This window comes from Streptomyces sp. G45, from assembly GCF_049542095.1.
Lineage (GTDB): Bacteria > Actinomycetota > Actinomycetes > Streptomycetales > Streptomycetaceae > Streptomyces.
Map to the genome: position 1 here is coordinate 4,186,506 of NZ_JBMUZU010000001.1, position 23,462 is coordinate 4,209,967.

The 23,462-nt window shown below is 74.5% G+C and carries 20 protein-coding genes and 1 pseudogene; 9 read left to right on the forward strand and 12 right to left on the reverse strand.

Going from position 1 to position 23,462, the window contains the following annotated elements:
* Positions 1-37: 37 nt before the first annotated feature.
* Entirely contained in the window at positions 38-1,204 is a 1,167-nt protein-coding gene (locus ACOBQU_RS17200; RefSeq protein ID WP_423627957.1) for a DUF2786 domain-containing protein, read from the reverse strand.
* A gap of 226 nt (positions 1,205-1,430) precedes the next feature.
* Between ACOBQU_RS17200 and ACOBQU_RS17205 the strand changes: the two genes are divergently transcribed.
* On the forward strand, positions 1,431-3,617 hold the full coding sequence (locus tag ACOBQU_RS17205; RefSeq protein WP_423627959.1) for an FtsX-like permease family protein: 2,187 nt from the start codon (positions 1,431-1,433) through the stop codon (positions 3,615-3,617).
* Between the two features lie 259 nt (positions 3,618-3,876).
* Here the strand turns inward: ACOBQU_RS17205 and ACOBQU_RS17210 are convergent, their stop codons facing one another.
* Positions 3,877-4,365, reverse strand: a complete 489-nt coding sequence (locus ACOBQU_RS17210) for a hypothetical protein (protein WP_423627961.1) — start codon at positions 4,363-4,365, stop codon at positions 3,877-3,879.
* A gap of 81 nt (positions 4,366-4,446) precedes the next feature.
* On the opposite strand from ACOBQU_RS17210, the gene ACOBQU_RS17215 reads away from it, so the two are divergent.
* A complete protein-coding gene (locus ACOBQU_RS17215) occupies positions 4,447-4,659 on the forward strand; it encodes a hypothetical protein (protein WP_423627963.1) in 213 nt (70 codons plus the stop codon).
* Positions 4,660-4,661: 2 nt separating this feature from the next.
* On the opposite strand, the gene ACOBQU_RS17220 is transcribed toward ACOBQU_RS17215, so the two are convergent.
* Together ACOBQU_RS17220 and ACOBQU_RS17225 are read right to left on the reverse strand one after the other, a co-directional pair.
* Positions 4,662-5,510, reverse strand: coding sequence for a helix-turn-helix domain-containing protein (locus ACOBQU_RS17220; protein ID WP_423627965.1), 849 nt, complete (start codon positions 5,508-5,510; stop codon positions 4,662-4,664).
* Positions 5,511-5,523: 13 nt separating this feature from the next.
* Positions 5,524-6,261 (reverse strand): DUF6879 family protein, encoded by a 738-nt coding sequence (locus tag ACOBQU_RS17225; RefSeq protein ID WP_423627967.1) that lies wholly within the window; start codon positions 6,259-6,261, stop codon positions 5,524-5,526.
* A 171-nt stretch (positions 6,262-6,432) separates the two neighbouring features.
* Between ACOBQU_RS17225 and ACOBQU_RS17230 the strand changes: the two genes are divergently transcribed.
* From ACOBQU_RS17230 to ACOBQU_RS17245, 4 genes are all read left to right on the forward strand, one after another.
* Positions 6,433-6,642: a hypothetical protein gene (locus ACOBQU_RS17230; protein ID WP_423627969.1), complete on the forward strand. Its 210-nt coding sequence runs from the start codon at positions 6,433-6,435 to the stop codon at positions 6,640-6,642.
* 959 nt (positions 6,643-7,601) lie between these two features.
* Positions 7,602-8,060 (forward strand): NUDIX domain-containing protein, encoded by a 459-nt coding sequence (locus tag ACOBQU_RS17235; protein ID WP_423627971.1) that lies wholly within the window; start codon positions 7,602-7,604, stop codon positions 8,058-8,060.
* A 725-nt stretch (positions 8,061-8,785) separates the two neighbouring features.
* Positions 8,786-10,324 (forward strand): bifunctional 3'-5' exonuclease/DNA polymerase, encoded by a 1,539-nt coding sequence (locus ACOBQU_RS17240; protein WP_423627972.1) that lies wholly within the window; start codon positions 8,786-8,788, stop codon positions 10,322-10,324.
* Positions 10,291-10,545, forward strand: coding sequence for a hypothetical protein (locus ACOBQU_RS17245; protein WP_423627974.1), 255 nt, complete (start codon positions 10,291-10,293; stop codon positions 10,543-10,545). Before ACOBQU_RS17240 ends, ACOBQU_RS17245 begins: the two co-directional genes overlap by 34 nt.
* A gap of 91 nt (positions 10,546-10,636) precedes the next feature.
* On the opposite strand, the pseudogene ACOBQU_RS17250 reads toward ACOBQU_RS17245, so the two are convergent.
* The 4 genes and pseudogenes from ACOBQU_RS17250 to ACOBQU_RS17265 form a co-directional block, all read right to left on the reverse strand.
* Positions 10,637-12,636, reverse strand: a pseudogene (locus tag ACOBQU_RS17250) (sensor histidine kinase).
* Positions 12,626-13,432 carry a response regulator transcription factor gene (locus tag ACOBQU_RS17255; RefSeq protein ID WP_423627976.1) on the reverse strand — a complete coding sequence of 269 codons (807 nt, stop codon included), beginning with the start codon at positions 13,430-13,432 and terminating at the stop codon, positions 12,626-12,628. The pseudogene ACOBQU_RS17250 and the gene ACOBQU_RS17255 overlap by 11 nt, the downstream one beginning before the upstream one ends.
* Positions 13,433-13,523: 91 nt before the next feature.
* Positions 13,524-13,937 carry a hypothetical protein gene (locus tag ACOBQU_RS17260; protein WP_423627978.1) on the reverse strand — a complete coding sequence of 138 codons (414 nt, stop codon included), beginning with the start codon at positions 13,935-13,937 and terminating at the stop codon, positions 13,524-13,526.
* The gene (locus tag ACOBQU_RS17265) at positions 13,930-17,496 is read right to left on the reverse strand and encodes a BTAD domain-containing putative transcriptional regulator (RefSeq protein ID WP_423627980.1); all 3,567 of its coding nucleotides are present in this window, start codon (positions 17,494-17,496) and stop codon (positions 13,930-13,932) included. Before ACOBQU_RS17265 ends, ACOBQU_RS17260 begins: the two co-directional genes overlap by 8 nt.
* A 239-nt stretch (positions 17,497-17,735) precedes the next feature.
* Between ACOBQU_RS17265 and ACOBQU_RS17270 the strand changes: the two genes are divergently transcribed.
* Positions 17,736-18,653, forward strand: a complete 918-nt coding sequence (locus tag ACOBQU_RS17270) for an alpha/beta fold hydrolase (RefSeq protein ID WP_423627982.1) — start codon at positions 17,736-17,738, stop codon at positions 18,651-18,653.
* A 136-nt stretch (positions 18,654-18,789) separates the two neighbouring features.
* Entirely contained in the window at positions 18,790-19,242 is a 453-nt protein-coding gene (locus ACOBQU_RS17275) for a hypothetical protein (protein ID WP_423627984.1), read from the forward strand.
* Positions 19,243-19,298: 56 nt separating this feature from the next.
* Here ACOBQU_RS17275 and ACOBQU_RS17280 read toward each other — a convergent pair whose 3' ends face one another.
* The 3 genes from ACOBQU_RS17280 to ACOBQU_RS17290 form a co-directional block, all read right to left on the reverse strand.
* Complete coding sequence (locus tag ACOBQU_RS17280; RefSeq protein ID WP_423627985.1) at positions 19,299-20,003, reverse strand: class I SAM-dependent DNA methyltransferase; 705 nt, start codon at positions 20,001-20,003, stop codon at positions 19,299-19,301.
* Between the two features lie 101 nt (positions 20,004-20,104).
* On the reverse strand, positions 20,105-20,260 hold the full coding sequence (locus ACOBQU_RS17285; RefSeq protein WP_423627987.1) for a hypothetical protein: 156 nt from the start codon (positions 20,258-20,260) through the stop codon (positions 20,105-20,107).
* 409 nt (positions 20,261-20,669) lie between these two features.
* On the reverse strand, positions 20,670-20,876 hold the full coding sequence (locus ACOBQU_RS17290; RefSeq protein ID WP_423627989.1) for a hypothetical protein: 207 nt from the start codon (positions 20,874-20,876) through the stop codon (positions 20,670-20,672).
* Between the two features lie 15 nt (positions 20,877-20,891).
* Between ACOBQU_RS17290 and ACOBQU_RS17295 the strand changes: the two genes are divergently transcribed.
* Positions 20,892-21,683: a TetR family transcriptional regulator gene (locus ACOBQU_RS17295; RefSeq protein WP_423627990.1), complete on the forward strand. Its 792-nt coding sequence runs from the start codon at positions 20,892-20,894 to the stop codon at positions 21,681-21,683.
* A gap of 193 nt (positions 21,684-21,876) precedes the next feature.
* Here ACOBQU_RS17295 and ACOBQU_RS17300 read toward each other — a convergent pair whose 3' ends face one another.
* The gene (locus ACOBQU_RS17300; RefSeq protein WP_423627992.1) at positions 21,877-23,457 is read right to left on the reverse strand and encodes an AMP-binding protein; all 1,581 of its coding nucleotides are present in this window, start codon (positions 23,455-23,457) and stop codon (positions 21,877-21,879) included.
* Positions 23,458-23,462 lie beyond the last annotated feature (5 nt).

A 23,462-nucleotide genomic window follows, 5' to 3' on the forward strand; every position in this document is an offset into this window, starting at 1 on the left:
ACGGTCGGGAAGAGTGCGGCGTGCCAAGGGGTGAACGCTAGCGGGTGAGCGGCGTCTTCCCCGGGCCGCCCATCCGGGCCCGGTCGGCCGCCGCCGCGCCCTGCGCCCAGCCCTCGCCGTCGCGCACGCCCCGCACCCGCGCCGTGCTGGTCTCGGGGAACATCCGCTCCGCCCGGTCGGCGACGGCCACCTCCCGGGAGGCCAGGACCGGCAGCAGCTCGGCCGTGGTCTCCTCCCCCGTCGCCTGGCGGGCGGCGGCCTCCAGGCGGGCGCCGACGCGCTGGGCGTACGCCATGAGGAAAGCCTGCCGGAACGTCTTGGTCCGCTTGCGGCCGCCCGCGCGCTGCCCGGCCTCCGCCCGGGTCATGGCGGCGGTGCCCTGGACGAGGAGCGAGGTGTAGAGCAACTCGACGGCCTCCAGGTCGGGTTCGAAGCCGACGACGGTGGTGAAGGCGAAGGGCTCGTTCCACACGGCGCGGCAGCGGTTCGCGGTGGCGACCGCGTCCAGGAGGATCGCCTTCGCCGTCTCGTACGGCGCGTCGACGCCGACGCGGCACGCCCCGGGCTGGTCCTTCGCGTGGCTACGGGCCGACAGCAGCGCCTCGTCGACGCTGTGCCGGGCCATCAGCTCCTGCGCCTTCGCGGTGAGCGCCTCCGCCTCCTCGGGGAAGCCGGTCGCCTCCGCCTTCGCGAGCAGGGCGCGGATGCGGGCGAGCGCGCGCGGCTCGTCGCCCGCGTGCGGCGGTGGTACGTGGACGGGGGCGCCCGGCGCCGGTCCGATCGGCTCGATCGGGGGCAGCCGCAGCAGGAACCGGTAGAGGGTGAGCACCGCCGTGGCGTGCGCGAACCGGTCCGGGGCCCGCCAGGGGGCGTACGCGTCGAGGGCGACGAGCTGCGCGGGCCAGCGGGCGGGCAGGCGGTCGCCGTAGCGGGCGGTCTCGGTGCGGATGAGGTCGGCGGCCAGGCGTACGTGCGGGTCGTCGAGGTCGCGGCGCACCAGGCGGACGACGTCGGCGGGCTGCCAGCCGCGTGACCAGGCGCGGCGGAGCAGGTCCTCACCGCGGGCGCGGAGTTCGGCGGCGGCGGTGGGGTCGGCGGTGGCCGTGGCGAGGAGGGAGGCGGCGGTGTCCAGGGCGTCGTCGCTGGGGTCGCCTGTGTCCGCGTACAGCGCTGTCGCGAGTGCCTTGTCGATCGCCGAGTCCATGGGGGAAGGGTAGGCGGGGCGGGTGGGGTGGGGCCTCGCGGTGCGCCCCAGGCCCGCCCCCGCACCGAAACCAGGGGGCTGCCGCCCCCCGACACCCCCGCCCTTCATCGCCGCTTCGCGGCTCGTCCTCACACGCCGGACGGGCTTGGACGGTAGTGCTGGGCCTACCCCTTGTTCGCCCCTTGGTGGGTGTGAGTCGCGGCGAGCGGGACGGTTCGCTTGGGGGATGATCCTTTCCTCGCTGCGCTCCCGCTGGACCTGTTTCCTCGGCGCGTTCGTCGCCGTCGCCCTCGGGGTGGCCCTGACCGCCGCGATGGGTGTGGGGCTCGCGGCGAGCCTGGACCCGCCCGAGCGGGAACCGGGCCGGTTCGCCTCCTCGCCGGTGGTCGTGGCGGGGCGGGACACCCTGGCGGTGCCGGTGCGGCGCGGCCCGGAGACGGACACCGTGACGGAACGCCTCACTCATCCACACCCTGTGGACAACGAACTCCTGCGCGCCCTGCGCCGCCTGGGCACCGTACGACGGGACGGCTCGCCCGACGCGGTGGGCGTGACCGCGCCCCTCGCCGAGGTCCGCGCCGCCGTCACCGCGTCCGGCACCGGCGCCCGCGTGCTCACCGGCGACGACCGCCGCCGCGTCGACCCGGCGGCGGAGCGGGACGCCGAGGCGCTGGTGGCGGTGAACGCGTTCCTGGGCACGGCGGGCGGCGTTGCCGCGTTCGTGTCGGCGTTCGTCACGGCGTCGACGTTCGCGTTCGTGGTGGCCCTGCGGCGGCGGGAGTTCGGGCTGCTCAGGGCGGCGGGCGCCGGGCGCGGACAGGTGCGGCGGTGGCTGCTCGGCGAGGCGACCGTGGTGGGCGCGGCGGCGTCGGCGACCGGCTGCGCGGCGGGCGCGTGGGCGGCGCCGGTGCTCGCGCGGGCCCTGGTGGACGCGGAGGTGGCGCCGCCGTGGTTCACGGTCACCCAGGGCCTGTCGCCGACCTGGTGGCCGTACCAGCTCGCCTTCTGGACCGGGCTGCTCGTGGCGCTCGGCGGAGCGTGGGCCGCCGCCCGGCGCGCGGGCCGGGTCAGCCCCGTGGAGGCGCTGCGGGAGGCGTCCCTCGACACCGCGGTGATGCCGTACGGCCGCCGTGCCGTCGGCGCGGCGCTGCTCGCCGGTGCGCTCGGCCTGCTCGCCTGGACGCTCTGGAGCGACCCCTCCGACCTGCTGAAGCGCAAGACGTACACGACCCAGCCGATGATCCTCGCGACGGCCGTCGCCGCGCTCGCCCCGCTCCTCGTACGCCGTGTCGTGGCCCTCTTCCGCTGGCCGGGCCCCCTGCGCCCCGCCGGGGGCTGGCCCGCGCGGCTCCGTCCGGCCGCCGCCCTCGCCCGCGTGGCCCGTGCGGGCGCCGCCACGTCCGTGCGCCGCACCGCCGCCGTCGCCGCCCCCGTCCTGGTCACCGTCGCGCTCGCGGGCACCCTGCTGGGATCGGCGCAGACGGTGGGCGCGGCGAAGGCCGCGGAGGCGCGGGAGCGGACGCGGGCCGACCTGGTGGTGACGGGCGGGACGAGGGCCGGGTGGGCCCCTCGGGTGCCGGGGGCCACGGTGGCCGCGTCCGCCGAGACCGCCGTCCACGTCCGGGAGGACGGCGGCAGCGCGCTGGTGCGCTTCGGCGGGCGGGCCGTGTCCGACCCCCGGGCGTTCGCGGCGGTCACCCGGCTGCCGGTGGTGGCCGGTGACGTACGCGACCTCGACGACCGCTCGATCGTCGTCACCGAGGAGTGGCAGCGGCGCCGCGTCGGCGACCGCGTCACGGTGTGGCTAGGCGACGGCCGCCGGGCGCGGCTGCGGATCGCCGCCGTGCTGGCCCGCGGCACCGGGGACAACGGCGTGTACGTCACCGCGCGGAACGCCGCGGGCGCCGTCGTCGACCGCCTCGACGTGCGGCTGCGCGCCGACGCCGACCGCGCGGCCGTCACGCGGGCGCTGGCCGCGACCGGCGGGCAGGTGCGGTCCGCCGAGCGGTGGCTGGCCGCGGAGTACCCCGGGGTGCCGCGGCAGACCCGGCTCGGCCTCCTGATGCTCCTCGCCCTCTGCCTCGTCTACTCGGCCCTCTCCATCGCGGCGACGCTCCTGATGTCCGCGCCGGTCCGGGGCCCCGAACTCCGCGCCCTGCGCCTCGCGGGCGCCACCCGCGCCCAGCTCCGCGTCGTCGCCGCGGGCGAGGCCGCGCTGGCCGTCGCCACCGGCACGCTGCTCGGCCTCGCGATCACCGCCGTCGGCCTCACCGCCCAGGCCGCCGCCCTCGCCCGCCTGTCGGCGCCGGTGACGGTGGTGGTGCCGTGGGGGGCGGTGGGGGTGTGCGCGGGGGTGTGCGGGGTGGTGGGGGTGGGGGTGGGCGCCCTTCTGAAGGGGCGGGAGGAGCGGTGACGAGCGGGCGTCGGCGGGCCCGGGCCGCCGCTGCCAGGACCCGAGGCTCACTGCCCCGTTGACGTTCGACTGGCGCACCCGCTGTACGGCATCGAACGGTGGCCGCCGGGGCCCAAGGGCCCCGTTTCGGTGTCGGTCATCCGCAAGGCGCGCCACCGGGCGCGCGCCGTGCACTCCCGCGGGGAGACCGAAGCCCGAAGCTGGGCAGCCCCCTGGAATGCGCCCTTCGGGCGGGAGGGGGCCCTTCGCTCTTGGGCCGCTAGCCTCGGCGAGCCGCGCCCTCTGGCCACACGATGTCGACGGCAAGACCTTCGGCCCGCGCCTGCTCGACTGTGTCGGCCGTACCACCTCCCTTGCCCGAGGGCGGCGTACCGTCCCACACCGCGACGAGACGGTCTCCACGGCGCAGCAACTCGCTGTTCGCGGACTCGTACGCCTGCCGGTTCGCGGTCTCGTGCGGCATGACGACGACCTCGGCGGCGGACTCGACGAGGTGATCGAAAACCGCGGCGTGCTCGGGCTTGACCTTCGCCTGCCGGTAGTCCTGCGACGGCACGACGACGACCAAGCGGCCGCCCGCGGCGAGCAGTTCCTCGGCGAACACTGTGTCGGCGCCCGTCGCGATGCATGAGACGCCGACGAGGTCGCCCTCGGTGTGCGCCGCGAACACGTCACGCAACGCCTGCCGTACGAGGCCGACGGTGCCCTCGGTCAGATCCATGTGTCCGGTAACGGCGTATGTCGTCACGTCTGCCCCTCTCGTCACCTCGCCAACAGGCCGCGAACCCTATCCCGCGCGGTAGCGGCCGTGACGCCGCACCCTGGAGCCGTGCCTCCCGCCCCGATCGTCGTGCACCGCGTCAGTCCCACAGGAGTCCGTCGGGTCCCCGCCCGCGGGGACGTACTCGGCCTCGCGCACTCGGACGCGGACGCCGCCGGGTTCCTGCGTGGCGTCGGCGTCGAACGTGCGGAGGAGTTGCTCGACGCCGTCCGGTGGGTGGAGTGGCGGGGTGGGCGAGCGCACGAGTACTCGGCGGAGTGAGGTCAGTGCGAGATCGCACGCTGCGCCGAGATGATCACGCTTCGTGCGTCGGCACCGTACACCGCGGATTCGCGGAGGGTTGACCAGACGCGCGAGTACAACGAGACGGTGTCCGCATCCTCTATCCATAGTTCTGAGTGCCAGGTTTCCGTGACGACCTGTCGGCCGTCGTAGATCCAGAAACCGGCTCCAGGAGGCAGCTTCAGTGGGGCTCCGAATGGCACGATGCCGAGTTCCACGGTGTCCAGCGCCACCACGTTATAGAGCGTGTCCAGCTGGGCTGCTAGTACCGCCGGGGGGCAGACAAGGGAGCGTAGGACGCTCTCAGCCAGGAGGATTCGGTACTGTCGGTCCCCGCTGTAGAGCAGCTCTTGACGTTTCATCCGCGCCCGGACTGCTTCCTCGATGTCCCGCGGAGACCGGTGAAGGTCTGTGAGCCCGGTGAATATTGATCGTGCGTAGTCCGGCGTCTGAAGGATGCCCACAACCCACGACGATTCCCACGCGCATAGGACGGACGCGTGCGCCTGTACGGAGTTGTGGATCTCCTGTGAAGCACGGTGGCCCGACGCCAACTGCCGTCGCCACGACCTGATGTGCGACTCAAAGCCCGCCAGACGGGCGCGGAGTTCGTCGTACGCGTCAGGCTGCCCTGTCGCATCCGCCCACATGCGTAGATCGTCGGGGGTCGCGGTCTGACGTCCGTTCTCCAGCTTGGAAATCTTGGACGGAGGCCAACCCAGGACTTGTGCGAGTTGGTGACCGGTGAGCTTGCCCGCAGGGTGATTGAACCGCAGTTCACGAAGTCGCTGTCCCAGAGCCTCACGCGCTTGCTGATAGTCAGTGCTCACCGGTCACGCTCGTCTATCCATCGGAAAGGGGGAACTCCTCGTACGGCTTCGCGTAGTGCCACGCGGCGTCACGTAGCTGCACATACCGGTTGACTCGGGCGGGCTCCGTGATCAACTCCGCGCTGATGAAGTCGTCGTCCTCGTCGAAGTTGAGCAGAGCGACGAGCCTGGAGTCAAAGATCCAAAAATCTTCCTCGCCCAGGAGCTGCGCCTCCGCCCTGTCGCGGCGCACCAAGCGGATCTCCTCGCCGAGCGCGGCGTTCTTCTCGGCGTGTGCAAGGAGGTACCGCTGGCCGACGGTCGGAGGGGCATCGACGACGCGCACGCGCGCCACCCGCGCACCGGTACGCGTCTTCTCGCTGATGGTGCGGCACCAGGAAGACGAGTAGTCCCATGATGGGCGCTCTCCGGCGAGGAACTGTGCGTAGGCGGGGGTCTTCTCATCCGACGCGTACCGGCGGCGCGTTTCGAGCCTCCAGGCCGTATACGAGAAGTTCTCGAACAGTCGGCCAAAGGCGTCGAGGTCGATGATCTGCGGCGCCTCGTCCCGCGGCCCGAAGTCCGCGAGGGTGTTGCGGGGGACGACGATCGCTACCTCTCCGTCCCCAAGATGCTTCAGCCGAGCGAGGTCCGCAGGGTCCTGGACTGGCGGACCGTGCACGATGACCTCCCCCGTGGCCAGATCCTCGTGCACCGCCGGGCACCCTCCTTCACCAGATCCCGTGCCGTTGAAGCGGAGACGTCGGCGCATGTCGGCCCCTCTCGTTCGATCAGCGTCGGCTTCAGGCTCACAGGCACGGGAGGCATCAACTAGTGCTCGTTAGCACCTTGATGAGAAATATCAAGAAAGGCAAGAGGTGCTTGGCGAAAGTTCCAGAAAGAAGGGCCTCGGTAGGACGGCGCTGTCTCTAGCGTTCTGCGCATGACCACAGCGCCGCGCAACTCAGAGGACGACGCACACGCGGCAGTTGAAGCCCTGCGGGCGGCACTGTCCGACGCGGGCATCGTGCTCCCGTCGTTGGGCGTCGACGCGGCCTCGTTCAGCCCCGGGCTGGTGGACCTGGGACGCGTGCGAGCCGAAGTGGTCGTACGCCTTGCAGACGTCATCCGCAGAGGAGGCGGGCTTGCGTGAGGAACGCAACAAGAGTCGAAGTCGGCCGTCAGGCCGCGCAACTTGAACCCGTGCCCGTCGAAGGGTGCGGTACGTGCGGCGTAGCAGCGGCGTCGCGGGAGATCGCACGCGGCGCGGGTGATGCGAGGGCGGTGGAGGACTGCTCTCGTCGGATCGAGGCACACCCGAAGGTGGACCCGACCACGGACGCCGCTGCTCCCGTCCACGTCGACCACCGGGCCCCGGGGAGTGCGTCATGAACGGGGGTGGGCGCCTTGCCTTGGTAGACGACTTCCGCGTCTCGCCCCTCTCGGACGAGGGTGCGACGTGTGCAAGGCCCTTGAGCGTCAGGTCAAAGACGCCCTGAAGAAGGGGGACTTCGACGCTGCTGCTTCCCGTGCGCGTGAGATCCGCGAATGTGACCACGTCACGAGGAAGTCATGAAGGCTGATCTCGCAGCGGCTCAGTGCAGCACGCGGCGTAGCCCGGGGTCGACTCGCACGATACGGGTCCGGTGCAAGCATCCGGGGTGCGGGTGGGCCGCCTCGACGAAGGCGCCGGAGGCTGATGGCCTTGACGGGGCGGTGGGCGCGCATTTCCGAGACACCGACCACAGGGAATATCGCCGGTCGTGGGGCGAGAGTATTCACGTCATCCCGCCCGCCGACCCCCAGCACGAGAGGACGGCCGATGGGGGAACGGACCATCCCTGACGCCCGGATCGTGCCGTACTCCGATCCGTACGTCGGTGCCGTGTGCGTGCGCCCCGACTGCGGATGGCGGGCGCCGCAGAACGCCACGGCGGAGAAGGTCGACGCGGCATGTAAGCGACACGCTGCCGAGACGCGGCACTGCACTTTCTGGCACACGAGGACCACCTTCGTCACCGTCGAACTGGGGCAGCAGCCGACGCAGAGAGAAGAGGGCAGATGCACAAGGGCGTGAATGTCTCCGCGCCGCCACGTCGCAGACTGAGCGGGGTGGGCCTCATTCTCGACGACGCGGGCCGGGTGCTCCTCGTCGACCCCGTGTATAAGGACGGCTTCATTCTGCCCGGGGGAAGCGCCCTAGCGAACGAGCTCCCCCATGTTGCCGTTACGCGGGAGGTACATGAGGAAGTCGGACTGGAGCTTCGCCCTCTGCGGCTCCTCGTCGTCGACTGCTTCCCGGAAAATCGGGAGCGAGACCCCAGGGAAGGCATCAGCTTCGTCTTCTTCATGGGCGTAGTAGGGCCCGAAGCGCCAATCCTGACCGACCCAGAAGAACTCCGCGGAGTGCACTGGGTGGCGCGGGAAGACCTCTCGCATCGCACGCACCCCTATCAGTGCCGACGAATCCGCACGGCCCTGCGCGTCCTCGAAGAGGGAGAGGGCGCCCAGTATCTAGTGCAAGGGGAAGTCGTCCACGTGACCGGCAGCGCGACCCTCACTCTGACGTGAGTGGCCACAGCGTCGGTGAGACGGGCATTCGCTACCCCGTGCTCCGGGAAATGGAGGAGGCGGATTGGATGGCAGAGCACCCCAAAGCGCCCCGGTGCCCGCGACACCGGGCAGTACCGCTTTACCCAGAGAAGGGCGACCTGGGCGCGTTCCGCTGCCGTGAGTGCGGCCCCGGCAAGCGCTACGTCGCGAAGTCGTCGTCCTGACCCCGTAAGCCCGCGCCCGTCTGCTCATCACAGCGCACCGGGCGTGGTGGGCGCAGCGGGGCGAAGGGCGGTGTCGGTGAGGTCGGCATCTGTCCCTGAGCCCCACTGGCGTCCTGAGTCCCGCTGGCGTCCTGTGCGCCCTGTGCGTCCTCCTGCGCCGTCCCCCAGGCGGGTAGGAGGAGAGTCGCCCCACCGGGCCGCGGACGCCGACGGCGAGCAAGAGGCGCCGGGGGCGACCACCCATCGCAAGACAGCCACGGGCGGGCGGGCGGGAAAGCTCAACGCCCCACCGGGCCGCGGACGCCGACGGCGAGCAAGGGGCACCGGGGGCGACCACGCATCGCAAGACAGCCACGGGCGGGCGGGCGGGAAAGCTCAACGCCCCACCGGGCCGCGGACGCCGACGGTGAGCAAGGGGCACCGGGGGCGACCACCCGACGCGAGACGGCCACGGGCGGGCGGGTGGGTGAGGGGCATTGTCAGTGCCGGGTGCGATGGTCGGGGGATGGAGAGCGGGCGGTGGGCCATCGCGGAGGCCAACGACAGGGGCAACCCCGGGGACAACCCCAGGGGCACCCCCACCCCTGGGGACAACCCCCGCGGCACCCCCAAGGGCGGCGGTGCCCTGCTCGTGCCGCTCACCGAGGACGGCACCCCGGCAGGCCCCGTCCGCCAAGAGCCCGACCTCGCGGAAGCGATCCGCAGCCGCCCCGGAGTGCACCGCTGGGTCTGGCGCTCCACGGCCACCCTGTACCCCCGCCTGTTGGCCGCGGGCATCCGCGTACCGCGCTGCTACGACATCGAGGCCGCCGAGGCCCTCCTCCTCGCCCACGAGGGCAGGCTCGGCGAGCCCCGCTCGGCGGCGGCCGCCTGGGCGCGCCTGCACCGAAGACCCGTCCCCCGGACCCGCCGCAGCGCGCCGCGGAGCCCGGCGCGCAGGACTCCCTGTTCGACCCGGCCCCGGCGGCGCCCCTCCCCTTCGAAGCGCTCCTGGAGGTGTACGCGGAGCAGCTGCGACGGCACGGCGCGACCGCCCACCCGGGCCGCATGCGGCTGCTCACGGCCGCCGAGTCGGCGGGCACGCTGATCGCGGCGGAGATGAACGAGACGGGCCTGCCGTGGCGCGCGGACGTGCACCGGGACGTCCTCACCGAACTCCTCGGCGAGCGGTACGGCGGCAGCGGCGAGCCCCGCAGGCTCGCCGAGCTGGCCGACGAGGTGTCCGCCGCGTTCGGGCACCGCGTGCGTCCGGACCTGCCCGCGGACGTGGTGAAGGCGTTCGCGCGGGCCGGGATCAGGCTGCGGTCGACGCGGCGCTGGGAGCTGGAGGAGGTCGACCACCCGGCGGTGGCCCCGCTGCTGACGTACAAGTCGCTGTACCGCGTGTGGACCGCGCACGGCTGGTCCTGGCTCCAGGACTGGGTGCGCGACGGCCGCTTCCGGCCCCAGTACACGCCGGGCGGCTCCGTGTCGGGCCGCTGGACGACCAACGGCGGCGGCGCCCTCCAGATCCCCAAGGTCATCCGCCGCGCGGTGGTTGCCGACCCGGGCTGGCGCCTCGTCGTCGCCGACGCCGACCAGCTCGAACCGCGCGTGCTCGCGGCGATCTCCCGCGACCGGGGCCTGATGGACGTCGCGGCCAGCCCCGACGACCTGTACACGCGCCTGTCGGACCGCGCCTTCTCCGGCGACCGCGAACACGCCAAGCTCGCCCTGCTCGGCGCGGTCTACGGCCAGACGTCCGGCGACGGCCTGAAGAACCTCGCGGCCCTGCGCCGCCGCTTCCCCAAGCGGTGGCGTACGTCGACGACGCGGCGAGGGCGGGCGAGGAGGGACGCCTCGTACGCACCTGGCTCGGCCGCACCAGCCCGCCCGCGACGGGCCCGGGCGACCACGAGGACGACTGGGCCGACGAGGCGGGCCTCCCCCAGGAGGCCCAGGACCCCACAGACCCCCAAGGAACCCAAGGAGGCCAGGGGTCCGCCAGCGCCCGTGCCCGCGGCCGCTTCACCCGCAACTTCGTCGTGCAGGGCAGCGCCGCCGACTGGGCGCTCCTGATGCTGGCCGCGCTGCGCCAGGGCATCGCGGACCTGAAGGCCGAGCTGGTCTTCTTCCAGCACGACGAGGTCATCGTGCACTGCCCGCAGGACGAGGCCGACGCCGTCGTGGCGGCGGTACGGGAGGCCGGGGACCTGGCAGGCCGGATCGCGTTCGGCGACACCCCCGTCCGCTTCCCGTTCACCACGGCGGTGGTCCAGTGCTACGCCGACGCGAAGTAGCCAACGCGAAACAGCGGAAAGCGGCGAAGGCCCCCCCCACGCCCACGCCCACGCGCCCCCGCGACGTCGCCACGCCACGCCACCGGCAGCGTCACGTAACCGGCAGCGTCACCGTGAACACCGCCCCCTTCCCCACCTCACTGCGCACCCCCACCTCACCCCCGTGCGCCCGCACGAGGTTCCGCACGATGGCCAGCCCGAGACCGCTCCCCCGGTGGCCCGCGTCCGCGACTTGTCCGCGCGCCAGAACCGGTCGAAGACGTGCGGCAGATCCGCCGCGGGGATCCCCGTCCCGGTGTCGGCGACCTCGAAGGCGACCTCGTCGCCCGCGCCCCGGCAGGTGACGGTGACGCACCCCCCGGACGGGGTGTGCCGGATCGCGTTGGAGACGAGGTTCCCGATGGCCTGCCGCACCCGCAGCGGGTCGGCGGTCAGCCATGGATCCCCCTCGGCGCGCGCCCGCAGCCGCACGCCCTCCGCGTCCGCCCGCGCCTGGTGCGCGGCCACCACCTGCTCGGCCAGCTCGGCGGCGCGCACCGGCTCGCGGTGCAGCCGCAGCGTGCCCGCGTCGGCGGCGGCCAGGTCCTGGAGGTCGTTGACGATGTGCTGGAGCAGCAGCGCCTCCTCCAGCAGGGAGGTGACCAGCTCCGGGTCGGTGGCGACGACCCCGTCCTCGGCCGCTTCGAGCCAGCCGCGGATGTTGGACAGCGGCGTACGCAGCTCGTGCGCGACGTCGCTGACCATCGCCTTGCGCTGCTCCTCCAGGGCACGCCGGTGCGCCGCCATGTCGTTGAACGCGGCGGCGAGCGCGCTGATCTCGCCCGCGGAGCGGGCCGGTACGGGCTCGGTGTCCTCGCCGGTCTTCAGGCGCTGCGTCGCGGTGGTCAGCGCGCGCAGCGGCCGGGTGAGCCGGGTCGCGGCGAACGCCGTCACGGCGACCGTCACGGCCAGGATCGCCGCGGCGAGCCCCACGAGCCGCGCGGTGTTCGCCCCGGACAGCCGAAAGCCGCTCTCGGAGGGCCGGGAGCCGTCCTGGCTGGTGATGAAGAGCAGCGCGGGGGACGACACGTAGGGGGCGAGCTGCTCGCGGCGCGCGCTGTCCACGCAGCTCGTGGCGAGCGCGTCGGCGGCCGTCGTGCCGCCCGACGGCGTCACCGGCCGGGGCTCGGCCTCCGCGTCGGCGGGCGTCGGCACCGGCGGCACCGGCGACTCCGACGGCACCGGCGAGACCGCCGCGTACAGCTTCGGCACGCCGCCGGGCGACATCGTCAGGCCCAGCTTCACCGGCTTGGAGCCCTTGCGGCGCATGCAGTCCTCGGCCAGCTTGTTGACCCGGGCGAGCGCCTTCAGCTCGGTCCGCGTCGGGCCGTCCAGATAGCCGCTGCCGCACCGGTAGCCGACGGCGTCCTCGGCGCCCTCGTCGAGCGGCTCGACGTACGGGCGGCCGCTCGGCCCCTCCACCGTCTTCGCCCGCAGCCCCGCGTCCCGCATGCAGCTCACGTACTTCTCGGCGGCGGCCCGCAGCTCGCGCCGCTCCGGGCCCGGCAGCCGGAACGGCCCCACGGCCCGCGGGTCGATCCGGTCCACGCCGCCCGTGCCGTTGCCGAGGCCCGCGGAGGCGGAGCCGCCGCCGAAGCCGCTGCCGAGGCTCAGGTCGGCCGTGGAGTCGCCGCCCTTGCCCGGCGTCAGCGTCGTGTCGACGGCCAGCGGGTCGACGACCGCCGACGCCCGCGCGGGCAGCCGCGCCCCGCGCTCCCCGGCCCGGCCCGCCGAGTCGGCGATGACCTCGCGGTCCTCGGTGGTCAGGGCGATGCGGCGGCCCGTGTCATCGGCCAGCCGCCGCACGGCGCGGTCGGCACCGCGCCAGCCCGGGGTGGTCGCGGCGAGGCCGAGGAGGTGGTCGTAGATCCGCGCGTCGTCGGCGAGCACCTGTCCCTGCTCCTGCCGGATCGCCCCCGACGTGGTCTGCGCGGCGAGCCACGCCGTCGCGGCGATCGACAGCACCGACACCAGCACGGACACCGCGAGCAGCCGCGTCAGCAGGCTCTTGCGGACCGGGACGCGCGTACGGAGCCCCTGGTCACGCCCCATGCCGGGCCGTCACCGCCGCCGAGCCAGCCGCCCTGCCAGCCGCCGTGTCCGCCGCGCCCCCGCCCGGCTCATGACGGGCCACCAGCTTGTAGCCCACGCCGAACACCGTCACCAGGCGGCGCGGCGCACGCGGGTTCGCCTCGATCTTCTTGCGCAGGTTCAGTACGTGTACGTCGACCGTGCGCGCCGATATGTAGCCCGACGACCCGTGGATGCGGTCCAGGAGCTGGGGCCGCGTGAACACCCGGTCCGGCTCCGCCGCCATCGCCGTCAGCAGTTCGAACTCGCCCGGCGTGCACTCCACCGGGCGGCCGTCCACCGTCACCTCGTGCCGCAGCGCGTCCACCACCAGGCCGCCCGCCCGCAGCACCCGCCCCTCCGCGTCCGACGACGGGGGCGGCGGCCGGTGCGCGGCCCCACTGGCGCGCCGCAGCAGCGTCCGGACGCGGGCCATCAGCTCGCGGGGGCTGTACGGCTTCGTCAGGTAGTCGTCCGCCCCCAGGTCCAGGCCGAGCAGCAGGTCGTCCTCCGTCGAACGGGCCGTCAGCATCAGGATCGGCAGCGACGCCCCGCCCGGCCGGGTGTCCGAGCGCAGGACACGTGTCACCCCCAGGCCGTCGACGCCCGGCATCATCCAGTCCAGGATCAGCAGGTCCGGGTCGCGGCGGCGCACCTCGTCGAGCGCGGCGCGCCCGTCGTGTACGACGCCGACGGTGTGCCCCTCGCGCTCCAAGTAGCGGCGGATCAAGTCGGCCTGCTTCTCGTCGTCCTCGGCGACCAGCACGAATGCGCACATGCCCCCGAGGATAAGCGCGCCACTCCTGTCCCTCCGGTGTCCCCTCGGCGCCCCTGACAGGATCCTCATAACTCCCCGCCCGCGCCCCCGCTCACCCCCGGGCGGCGCCGTCCGGCACGGCGACCACCTGCACCGCGTCCTCGTACACCACCCGCCCGGGGTCGTCCGTCCACACCTCCCGGCACTCCACCCCGTGCGCGGCGAGGAGCCGCAGGTAGCCCGGCACCCGCTCGATGAGGTGCGTCGCGGACGCCTTGAACCAGGCCACCGCCCCGGCCTGCCGGTACACGGCGGCGTCCGGCGTCGGGTACGCCGCGTCGAACCAGTCGTTCCCGGCCCGCCAGAAGGCCCACTGCTCCGCCGTCAGCCTGCCCTCCCGCGCAAGGGAGTTGGCGAGGAAGAACACCCCCGGCCGACCGCCGTCCGCCAGCGGCACGGGCGACTCGAACCGCACGTACGCCCCCGCCGCCACCCCGTCCACCGCACTGCCGACCGGATCAGTCATCCGGGCATCCTCGCACGGCCCGCAGCGCGCTGTACGGCGTGCCCCGCAGCGCGCCCCGCGCCGCGTCCGCCCACCGCCGCGCCCCGGCCCGCTCGGCGACGGCAAGCGCCTGCCGGTAGTGGTCCCGCGCCACCGCCGGACGCCCCAGCGCGACCGCGAGGTCACCGGCGTACTGAGCGACGGGCCCCAGCGTCAGCAACCCGCTGCCCGCGCCGCCCAGTTCACCGCAGGCCGGAAGCAACGCCCGGTACAGGGAGGCGGCCTCCCCGGCGTCGACGTCGGCGCCGCTCAGCACTTCGCGTGCCCGCAGGCACAGCCGCAGCTCCAGCAGGTGGTCCGCCCGCTCCTCCTCGACCAGCCGCCCCAGCACCCCGCCACCGCCGTCCTCCACCCCGAGGCACAGCAGGGCCGCCCCCAGCAGTTCCCCGCCACGGTCCATCCCGGTCATCCCCGTGCCCCGCAGCCGCGCGGCCGCGCCCCGGTACGCCGCCTCCGCCTCGCCCACCCGCCCGGCGACGGCCGCGCGCAGCGCCCCGTACCAGTCCGTGAACACCCCGACCAGCGGCAGCCCGTACCGCTCGGCGAGCGCGTCGGCCGCCGAGGCGTGGGCGTCGGCGCGGGGGAAGTCGGCGAGGGCGCCATGGGCCTGGAGGAGCATGAGGTGGCCGAGGACCTCGAAGGTGACGAGGCCGTGGCGGGCGGCGAGGGCGGTCAGTTCGGTGCCGACGCGGACGCGTTCGGGGGCGAGCCCGGCGCGGTGGAAGGCGTGCAGGAAGCGGCCGTTGAGGGCGAAGGCCAGCAGGGCGGGGTGCGCGTCGGCGCCGAGCGCGCGGGCCAGGGCCTCGGCTTCGCGGGCCGCGTCGGCACCCCGGCCGGGCGGCTGGCCCCGCGTCTCCATGGCGATGGTGGCGAGCAGACGGCACCGGGTGGCGCGGCGGTCGGGGGTGCCGTCGTCGGGGAGGGCGCCCAGGGCGCGTTCGGCGGCGGTGACGACGCGCCGGGACAGGTCCTCGTCGTCGTTGCGGGCCCAGACGCCGGGGACGTCGAAGGCGCCGATGACGCGGGCGAGCAGCGCGGGGTCGCCGACGCGTTCGGCGTCGGCGAGGGCGTCACCGCGCCGCCGCCGCGCCTCGGCGAGCCGCCCGCCGACAGCGAGGTTCCGTACGAGGCCCATCAGCAGCCCGAGCCGCACCCGCCCCGCGCCCTCCTCATCAGCCCCGGCTCCCCACCGAAGGACATCGAGCACACCGTCCGTCTCCGCCGGGCCCCCACGGCCACCCGGCACGCCCCCACCGGCGCCCTCGACCCGCCCCAGCGCCTCCAGCGCCCCCTCCCACAGCCGCACCGCGCGGTGCGGGGCCCCGGCGGACTCGGCGCGGCGCGCGGCGGCGACGGCGTAGGCCAGGGCCGGGCGTGCCGTCGGGCGCGTCTCGGCGGTGAGGTAGTGGTGGGCGATGGCGTCGACCGCGTCGGGCCGCAGGGCCGTGAGGGCTTCGGCGACGGCGGTGTGCAGCCGGGCGCGGCGCGGCCGGGACAGGTCCCGGTACACGGTCTCGTGCACCAGCGCGTGCGCGAACCGCACCCGCTCACCCCCGGCGCCCTCCCCAACGAACTCCTCCGCGACCTCCTCCACGGACTCCTCCGCGAACTCCTCCGCGAACTCCTCCGCGAGGAACCCCGCCCCGATCGCGCACTCCACCCCCTCCAGCACCGCCTCCTCGTCCCCCGCGAGCGCCACGAGGACATCGAGGTCGGCGACGGGCCCGACCACGGCGGCCTGGCGCAGCACGGCACGGGCCCCGGCGGGCAGACGGCCGAGGCGCCGCCGCACGACGTCCCGTACGCCGTCGGGGACACGGGACAGCGCGACGGCACCGTCCGTGGCGTAGAGGCGGGCGATCTCGCGTACGAAGAAGGGGTTGCCGCCGCTGCGACGGTGCACGGCGCGGGCCGTGGCGGCGTCGACGGGCAGCCGCGTCACGGCGCGGACGAGGGCGCCCACGGCGTCCTCGGCCAGCCCGGCGAGCCGCACCCGCGCGGGTTCCCGGCGGGCGACGCGGCCGAGGAACTCCCGCAGTGCGGGCGGCACTTCGGTCTCGCGGTGCGTGGCGACGACGAGGACCGGCCCCGGCAGCCCCTCGTCCACCAGCGAGGCGAGCAGGTCAAGGGTCTCCTCGCCCGCCCAGTGCAGGTCGTCGAGGACGAGAAGCACCGGCCGCCCACGACCGACGACGGCACCGAGCCGCCCGACGACGTACCGCTGCCAGCGAAAGCGGGCGGTGGCGGGGTCGTGTTGGGGGGTGGGGTGGGGGGTGGGGTGGAGGGTGGAATCGGCCCCGGGCTTGGGTTCGGGCGCGGACTCGGGCTCGGGCTCGGGGAACCCCAGGTGGGTGAGGATCTCGGTCCACGGCCACCCCGCCGGGAAGCCGCCGCCCTCCGGTGCCCGCCCCCAGGCGGTCGTCCAGCCGTCCGCCGCGAGCCGCCGCGCCGCCTCCCGGACCAGCGCCGTCTTGCCCGCCCCGGCGTCACCGCGCACCAGGGCGAGCGCTGGCCGCCCGCTCCGCACGACAGCGTGCGCGACGGCGCCCAGCGCGGCAAGCTCCTCGTCACGCCCCAGCAGCGGTTCGGGCCCGCCCGCCCCTTGGGGACGCGAGGCACCACCCAGCCCGTCCGGCGTTTGAGGACGAGGCCGGAGGCCGATGGAGCGGGGTGCCAGGGGCGGCATCCCCTGGTTTCGGTGAAGGGGCGGGCCTGGGGCGCCCCGCGAGGCCTCAACCCCCCGCCCCAGGATCACTCCCTCCACCCGCCGCAACCCCTCCCCCGGATCCACCCCCAACTCCTCCAGCAGCCGCTCCCGGGCCCGCCGCAACACGGCCAGCGCATCCCCCTGCCGCCCCGCCCGGTACAGCGCGAGCGCGAGCAGCCGCCAGGCGTCCTCCCGCCAGGGATGCCGGTCGACGTGCGGCTCCAGGTCGAGGACGGCCTCCTCGGCCCGCCCCAGGGCCAGCGCGGCGTCAGCGCGGCGCTCGACGGCGAGCAGCCGGAGCCCGTCGAGCCGGGTGACCTCGGCCCGCGCCCAGTCGGCGTCGCCCCACTCCGCGTACGCGGGGCCGCGCCACAGGGCGAGGGCGTCGTCGAGCAGCGGCGGCACGCGTTCGGGCCGGTCGGCTTGGAGGAGCCGACCGGCCTCCCGTACGGCCTCCTCGAACCGCCACGCGTCGACCGCGCCGGGTCCGGCGAGCAGCGCGTACCCGGGGCCGCTGGTCACCAGGAGCCGCGCGGGCGCCCGGCGCGGACGGGCCGGTTCCAGGGCCTTGCGCAGGGCGCCGACGAACGTGCGGATGGTGCCGACGGCGGTCGGCGGCGGGTCCTCCCACAGGTCGTCGACGAGCCAGCTCACCGGGACGGTGCGGCGGCGGGCCACGAGCAGCCGGGCGAGGACGGCCCGGTGGCGGGGGCCCTTCAGGTCGAGGGGGCGCCCGTCCGCGCCCCGCGCCCCGAAGGGCCCGAGCACCTGGAACGTCACCGCCTCTGACGTCGCCCTTTCCTCCTCCGCCACCCCTTCAACGTACCCGCGCCGCCGCACCACCCGCTCAGCCGGGCGCTGCCCCCAAGACCGCCCCAGAGGCCCGCCCAAAGCCGCCCCACGACCGCCCCACGACCGCCCCACCGCCGACCCACCGCCGCCTCACCCCCGATCCGTCGCCACCCCATCCCCGATCCGTCGCCGCCCCACCGCTGATCCGTCGCTGATCCACCGCTGATCCGCCGCTGATCCGCCTCCAGGACGCTGGCGTCATGACACACACCGACCCCCACAGGACAGACCCCGCCCACCACCCCCGCATCGAGGGCTTCGCCTACCACCGCGTCCCCGTCGCCGACGGCGTGCGCCTGAACGTCGCCGTAGCCGGATCCGGTTCCCCCGTGGTGCTGCTGCACGGCTTCCCGCAGACCCACCTCATGTGGCGCCACGTGGCGGCCGCGCTCGCTGACGAGCACACCGTCATCTGCCCTGACCTGCGCGGCTACGGGGAGAGCGACAAGCCTGTCGAGTCCGCCGACGGCACGGCGTACGCGAAGCGGACCATGGCGGCGGACATCGTGGCGCTGGCCCGTGCGCTCGGGCACGAGCGGTTCGCGCTCGCGGGGCACGACCGGGGCGCGCTGGTGGCGTACCGCGCCGGGCTCGACCACCCGGACGCGGTGACGCACCTCGGGATCCTCGACGTGCTGCCGATCCTCGACTCGTGGGACATCCTGCGCGGCCGGTCGGCGGCGGTGGCGTTCCACCTGTTCCTGATGGCGCAGCCCCCGGGGCTGCCGGAGCGGCTGATCTCGGCGGCACCGGACGTCTACTTCGGGCACTTCCTCGACGTCTGGGCGAAGGCGCCGGACGCGATCCCGGCGGACGTCCGCGCCGCGTACCTGGCGGCGTCCCGCGCGGCGGTCCCCTCGATCGTCGCCGACTTCCGGGCCTCCGCGCACGCCGACGCGGCACACGACGAGGCCGACCGGGCGGCGGGCCGCACCCTGTCCATGCCGGTCGGCGTCCTCCAGCAGGACTGGGGCGCCGCCCTCGGCTTCGACGCGGCCGCCCTGTGGCGGGCCTGGGCGCCCGACCTCACCCACCGGACCGTCAGCTGCGGCCACTTCATGCCGGAGGAGGCCCCGGCCACGGTCACCGAGGCCCTGCGGGAGCTGCTGCGCCGCTGACCCGGACGCCGCGCCACCCCCCGCCACCCCACCCCCACAGCGCGGGACTCCCTCGCACGTGTCACTTCCAGCCTCTGGCGGGATCCCCCAGTTGACCTCACTCTGTAATCAGGTGAACACGCAGAGAGGAAGCGTGATGGCGACCCCCCACGACCAGAGCGTCCCCACCCGCGACCAGTACGCCCCCTACGGCCGACGCGACCACACCCACGACCACACCTACGACCATGACGCCCACGCCCACGATCACGACCTCCACGATCACGTCCTCCGCGACCACGACATCCACGACCACGACGGCCACGACCACGACGCCCACCCCTACGGCCGGAACGCCTACGTCGCCCACGCGGGCAGCGACGTCACCGACGTCTACGGCCCCGGCAAGGTCCTCGCCGTGGACGGTGACTACCGCCGCGTCCGGTTCATCCACTTCGTGGCCACCGTGCGCGCTGCCGACCTGCGCCCCGCCAACGAGCAGGAGCGCGCGGAGCTCACGGCCTGGCTGCGCGCCAAAGCCGAGCGGTACGGCAGCCAGTGGTGGGGCCCCCGAGAACGCGAGGGCGACCCCGCGCGCAGCGCGAGGTGAGCCCCTGCCCCTGCCCCTGAACCACCTCCCCGCTCCCCCGAACCGTCAGGCGGCGGTCAGGCCGCGCCCTGCGGCTTCGCCGCGAGCAGATGGGCGTGCGGCGTGCGCTCCCCCTCGTACGGGTCGCGCACCAAGTGCGCGAGCGAGGTGAAACCCACCTCCCGGAGCTGCTCCGTGACGCGGGCGGGCTGCCACCGGTGGAAGTGCAGGTCCACCTCGTGGCCGAGCGCCTCGGTCATATGGCGCACGTCGTCGCCCACTTGGAAGCCGAGCAGGAGCTGGCCGCCCGGGGCGAGCACGCGGTGGAACTCGGCGAACACGCCCGGCAGGTCGGCGGGGCGGACGTGGATCGTCGAGTACCAGGCGACGACGCCGCCGAGGGAGGCGTCCGGCACGTCGAGCGGCGCCGTCATGTCGCCGACGTCGAAGCGCAGATGGGGGTGGTGGGTACGGGCGCTCTCGACCATGCCGGGCGACAGGTCGATGCCCCGGATGGGCACCCCGAGGTCGTGCAGCTGAGCGGTGGCCCCTCCGGTGCCGCAGCCCACGTCCAGGACGGGGCCCTTGCCGCGCACGAGTTCGGCGTACGCGGCGAGGATGGCGCGGCCCAGGGTCCAGGACTTCAACTCCTCCCGGAAGTAGTCGTGGTACTCGGCGGCGAGGGCGTCGTACGACGCCCGGGTCCCGTTCCGGTACGGGTCCGAGGGCGGTTGCGGATGCGTCTTGCCGGTCGCGGCGGTCGCGGCTGTCACGTCTGTCACGCTGACGAACGTAGCGCGAGGCACTGACAACGCCCGCCGACCGCCCGCCCATCACCCTCTGATCAGGGGCAACTCCCTGACCGCGCCCGGCCGTCGCACCGCTACACCTCCTGCGGGGCGACCGTCGGCAGCGGCAGCGGGGGCGACATCGGGTACGCGGACGGGGCGCCGCCCGCGAGGCGGGACTTCGGCAGCCACAGGGAGAGGATCGCGCTGACGCGGTCGAAGACCGGCTCGGCCCGCAGCCGGGCAGGCAACAGCGCGCCCAGGGAGGGCCCTTCGAGTTCCCCACCCCCGCCCCGACCGTGTGCAGACCGACGAGCCGCTGCTCGGGCCGGTGCAGCAGCCAGACCCCGCCGTGCCCACGGGCCCCGGCCTCGTCCCGTATCGCCGCGAACGCCCGCTCCAGCGCGGCCCCGGCACCGGCCGCGTCCCCCTCCTCGTACCGGAACCGCTCGAAGCGGCTCGCCCGGTGGGTGTCGAGCGGCGCCAGGTTGTGCGCCCCGGCGACCCGCCACGCGTACCGCCGCACGTCCAGGAAGAACGGGCGGCTCCAGAACGGCACGCCAGGCTCGAACTCCAGCTCCTCGCTGGTGAACCGCTCGTAGTCGCATACGTCGGCCCAGCTCTCGAAGAGGTACCGGCCCCCGGTGTAGTGCGCGCCGCTCACCTCGTCGAAGCGGCTCGGCATGTACTTCGCGTACATGCCGGGCGGACGTCCATCTCACGGCGCTCCACCTCCTGCTTGTCGACGATGTCCTGCACGCCGACGCCCGGCGCCAGCGGGAAGTCCGAGGTGAAGGCCGCCTCCATGGGGATCGGCCCGACTCCGTAGCCCTCGATCGGCCCGGGTCCGTACGCGTGCGTGGTCATGCCGCTGCTCCTTGGGTGTGCGGTGAGCGCGCCCAGCGCCGGGCGCGCACCACGACCGTAAACCGAACAGCGATCAATTTCCAAACACCGTTCAATCTTTGCTCGCCGTACCATGGAGCGCATGACACCCCCGAAGAAGGCCGCCCGGGGACGGCCGCCCCTCCGAAGGAAGGGGCGAGCCGCCGGGCCCGCCACCGCGCGCAGACCACCGCCGAGATCAAGGCGACCGCGCTGAAGCACTTGGCGGAGGGCGGCGTGGACGCCGTCGCGCTGCGCGGCATCGCCCGCGACATGGGCATGGCGCCGGGCACGTTCTACACGTACTTCGACACCCGCGAGGCACTGCTCGCGGCGCTCGCCGCCGACACGTACCGGGCCCTGGCGGCGCACCTGCGCGCGGCCCGCGACACCGTGCGCGAGCCCGCCGAGCGCGCCCTCGCGCACGGGTTGGCGTACCGCGAGTGGGCCCTCGCACACCCCCAGGAGTTCCGCCTCCTGTTCAGCGACCGGGGCGGCGCCCCGCGCACGGCCACGGCGGACAGCAGGCGGGCGGAGTACGAGCTGTGCCTGGGCATCGTCGAACTGGCGACGACCGCCCGCGCCTGCGAAGGCTCCGCCTACACCTGGGAGGACTTCAACCCGTCCTTCACGGAGACGGCCCGAGCCGCCTTCCCCACCTCACCCCCGGGACCCTGGCCCTCTCCCTGCGCCTGTGGGGCCGCCTGCACGGCCTGGTCACCCTGGAGATCGACGGCCTGCTGCGCCCGCAGATCGCGGACCCGGAGCGCCTCTACCGGGACGAACTGACGGACCTGGTGCGGATCTTCAGCCCGCCCGGCGCTTGAGGACGAGCGCGAAGCGCGATGAGCGGGGGTCCGGGGGGCTGGCCCCCTTGTTTCGGGTTTCGGGAAAGGGGCGGGCCTGGGGCGCCCCCGCGAGGACCCGGCCCCCCCGCGAGGCCCTGGGCCCCCGCGAGGCCCTGGGCCCCCGCGAGGTCCGCCTACCCCACCGTCCCCCGAACCTCCCGCCGCAGCACCTTCCCCGCAGGGGACCGCGGCACCGTCTCCCGGAACACCACGCTCCGCGGCACCTTGAACCCCGCGAGCACCCCCCGGCAGTGCGCGACCAGCCGCTCGGCCAGCGCGTCCCCCGCCCGCACCCCGTCCTCCACCTGCACGACGGCCACCACCCGCTGCCCCCACTCCTCGTCCGGGACCCCGACGACGGCGACGTCCGCGACGTCGGGGTGGGCGATGAGGGCGGCCTCGACCTCGGCCGGGTACACGTTCACGCCGCCCGAGATGATCAGGTCGGTGCGCCGGTCCCGCAGGTAGAGCCAGCCGTCGGCGTCGAGGTAGCCGTGGTCACCGGCGGTGAAGTGGGCGCCGCGCAGGGACCGTTCGGTCTTCTCGGGGTCCTTGAAGTAGGTGAAGGGCACGGCGGGCGTGAAGTACACGGCGCCGGTCTCGCCGACGCCCACCGGCTCCCCGTCGTCGTCGAGGATCCGCACGTCGACCCCGGCCATGGGCCGCCCCACGGTGCCGGGCCTGGCCAGCCAGTCGGCGCTGCTGGCGGCGGTGACCCCGCCCTCCGTGGCGGCGTAGAACTCGTACAGGACCGGTCCGAGCCAGTCGATCGCGGCCCGTTTGACGGCCTCGGGGCAGGGCGCGGCGCCGTGCACGAGGGCGGTCAGGCTGGAGGTGTCGTAGCGCCGCCGGGTCTCGGCGGGCAGGCGCAGCAGCCGGTGCAGCACGGTCGGCACCGCGAACGCGACCTGCACGCGGTGCCGGTCGACGAGCCGCAGCCAGTCCTCCGGGCCGGGCCGCTCGGCCAGGACCACGGTGTGGCCGAACTGCATCGCCATGTTCGCGAACAGCCCCGGTGCCGCGTGGTACAGCGGCGCGGCGCTCAACTGCACGTAGGGGCCCGGGCGTACGCCGACGCGCGCCATGAAGTCGCGTTCGTACGCGCTCGGCCCGGGCGGCGCGTCGGCCAGCGCCCTGCGGACGGCCTTGGGGCGGCCGGTGGTGCCGGAGGTGTAGAGCAGGGTGCCGCCCGCGCGCGGCCGCGGCGCCGGACCGCCCTCCGCGACCCCCGCCAGCAGGTCCTCGTACCCGACCCACCCCTCCCGCCGCCCCCGCCACACCACGCGCCGCTCGGCGGGCACCCCGGCGGCATCCAGCGCGGGCCCGGCCACGTCCAGCAGGTCGGCGTCGACGACCACCACCCGCGCCTCGCTGTCCGCCACGACGTACGCCACCTCGTCGGTGGTGAAGTGGTGACTGAACGGCGTGAAGTACACCCCCGAACACCCGGTAGCAAGCCGCAACTCGAAGAACACCCGGCTGTTCGGCACCATCGCCGCCACAGTGTCCCCGGCCCGCACCCCCAGCCCGTACAACGCCCGCCCGAGCCGCCCCACCCGCTCCCCAAGCTCCCCGTACGTCATCCCACCCCCACCGGGCTCAACGAGCGCCACCCGCTCAGGATGATCAGCAACCACTTCCGCGAACCCCACGGCCACCCGCCCGCCCCCTCCACCCACGGGACCCCTCACCCACTTCCGCCCACGACCACCCACGAACG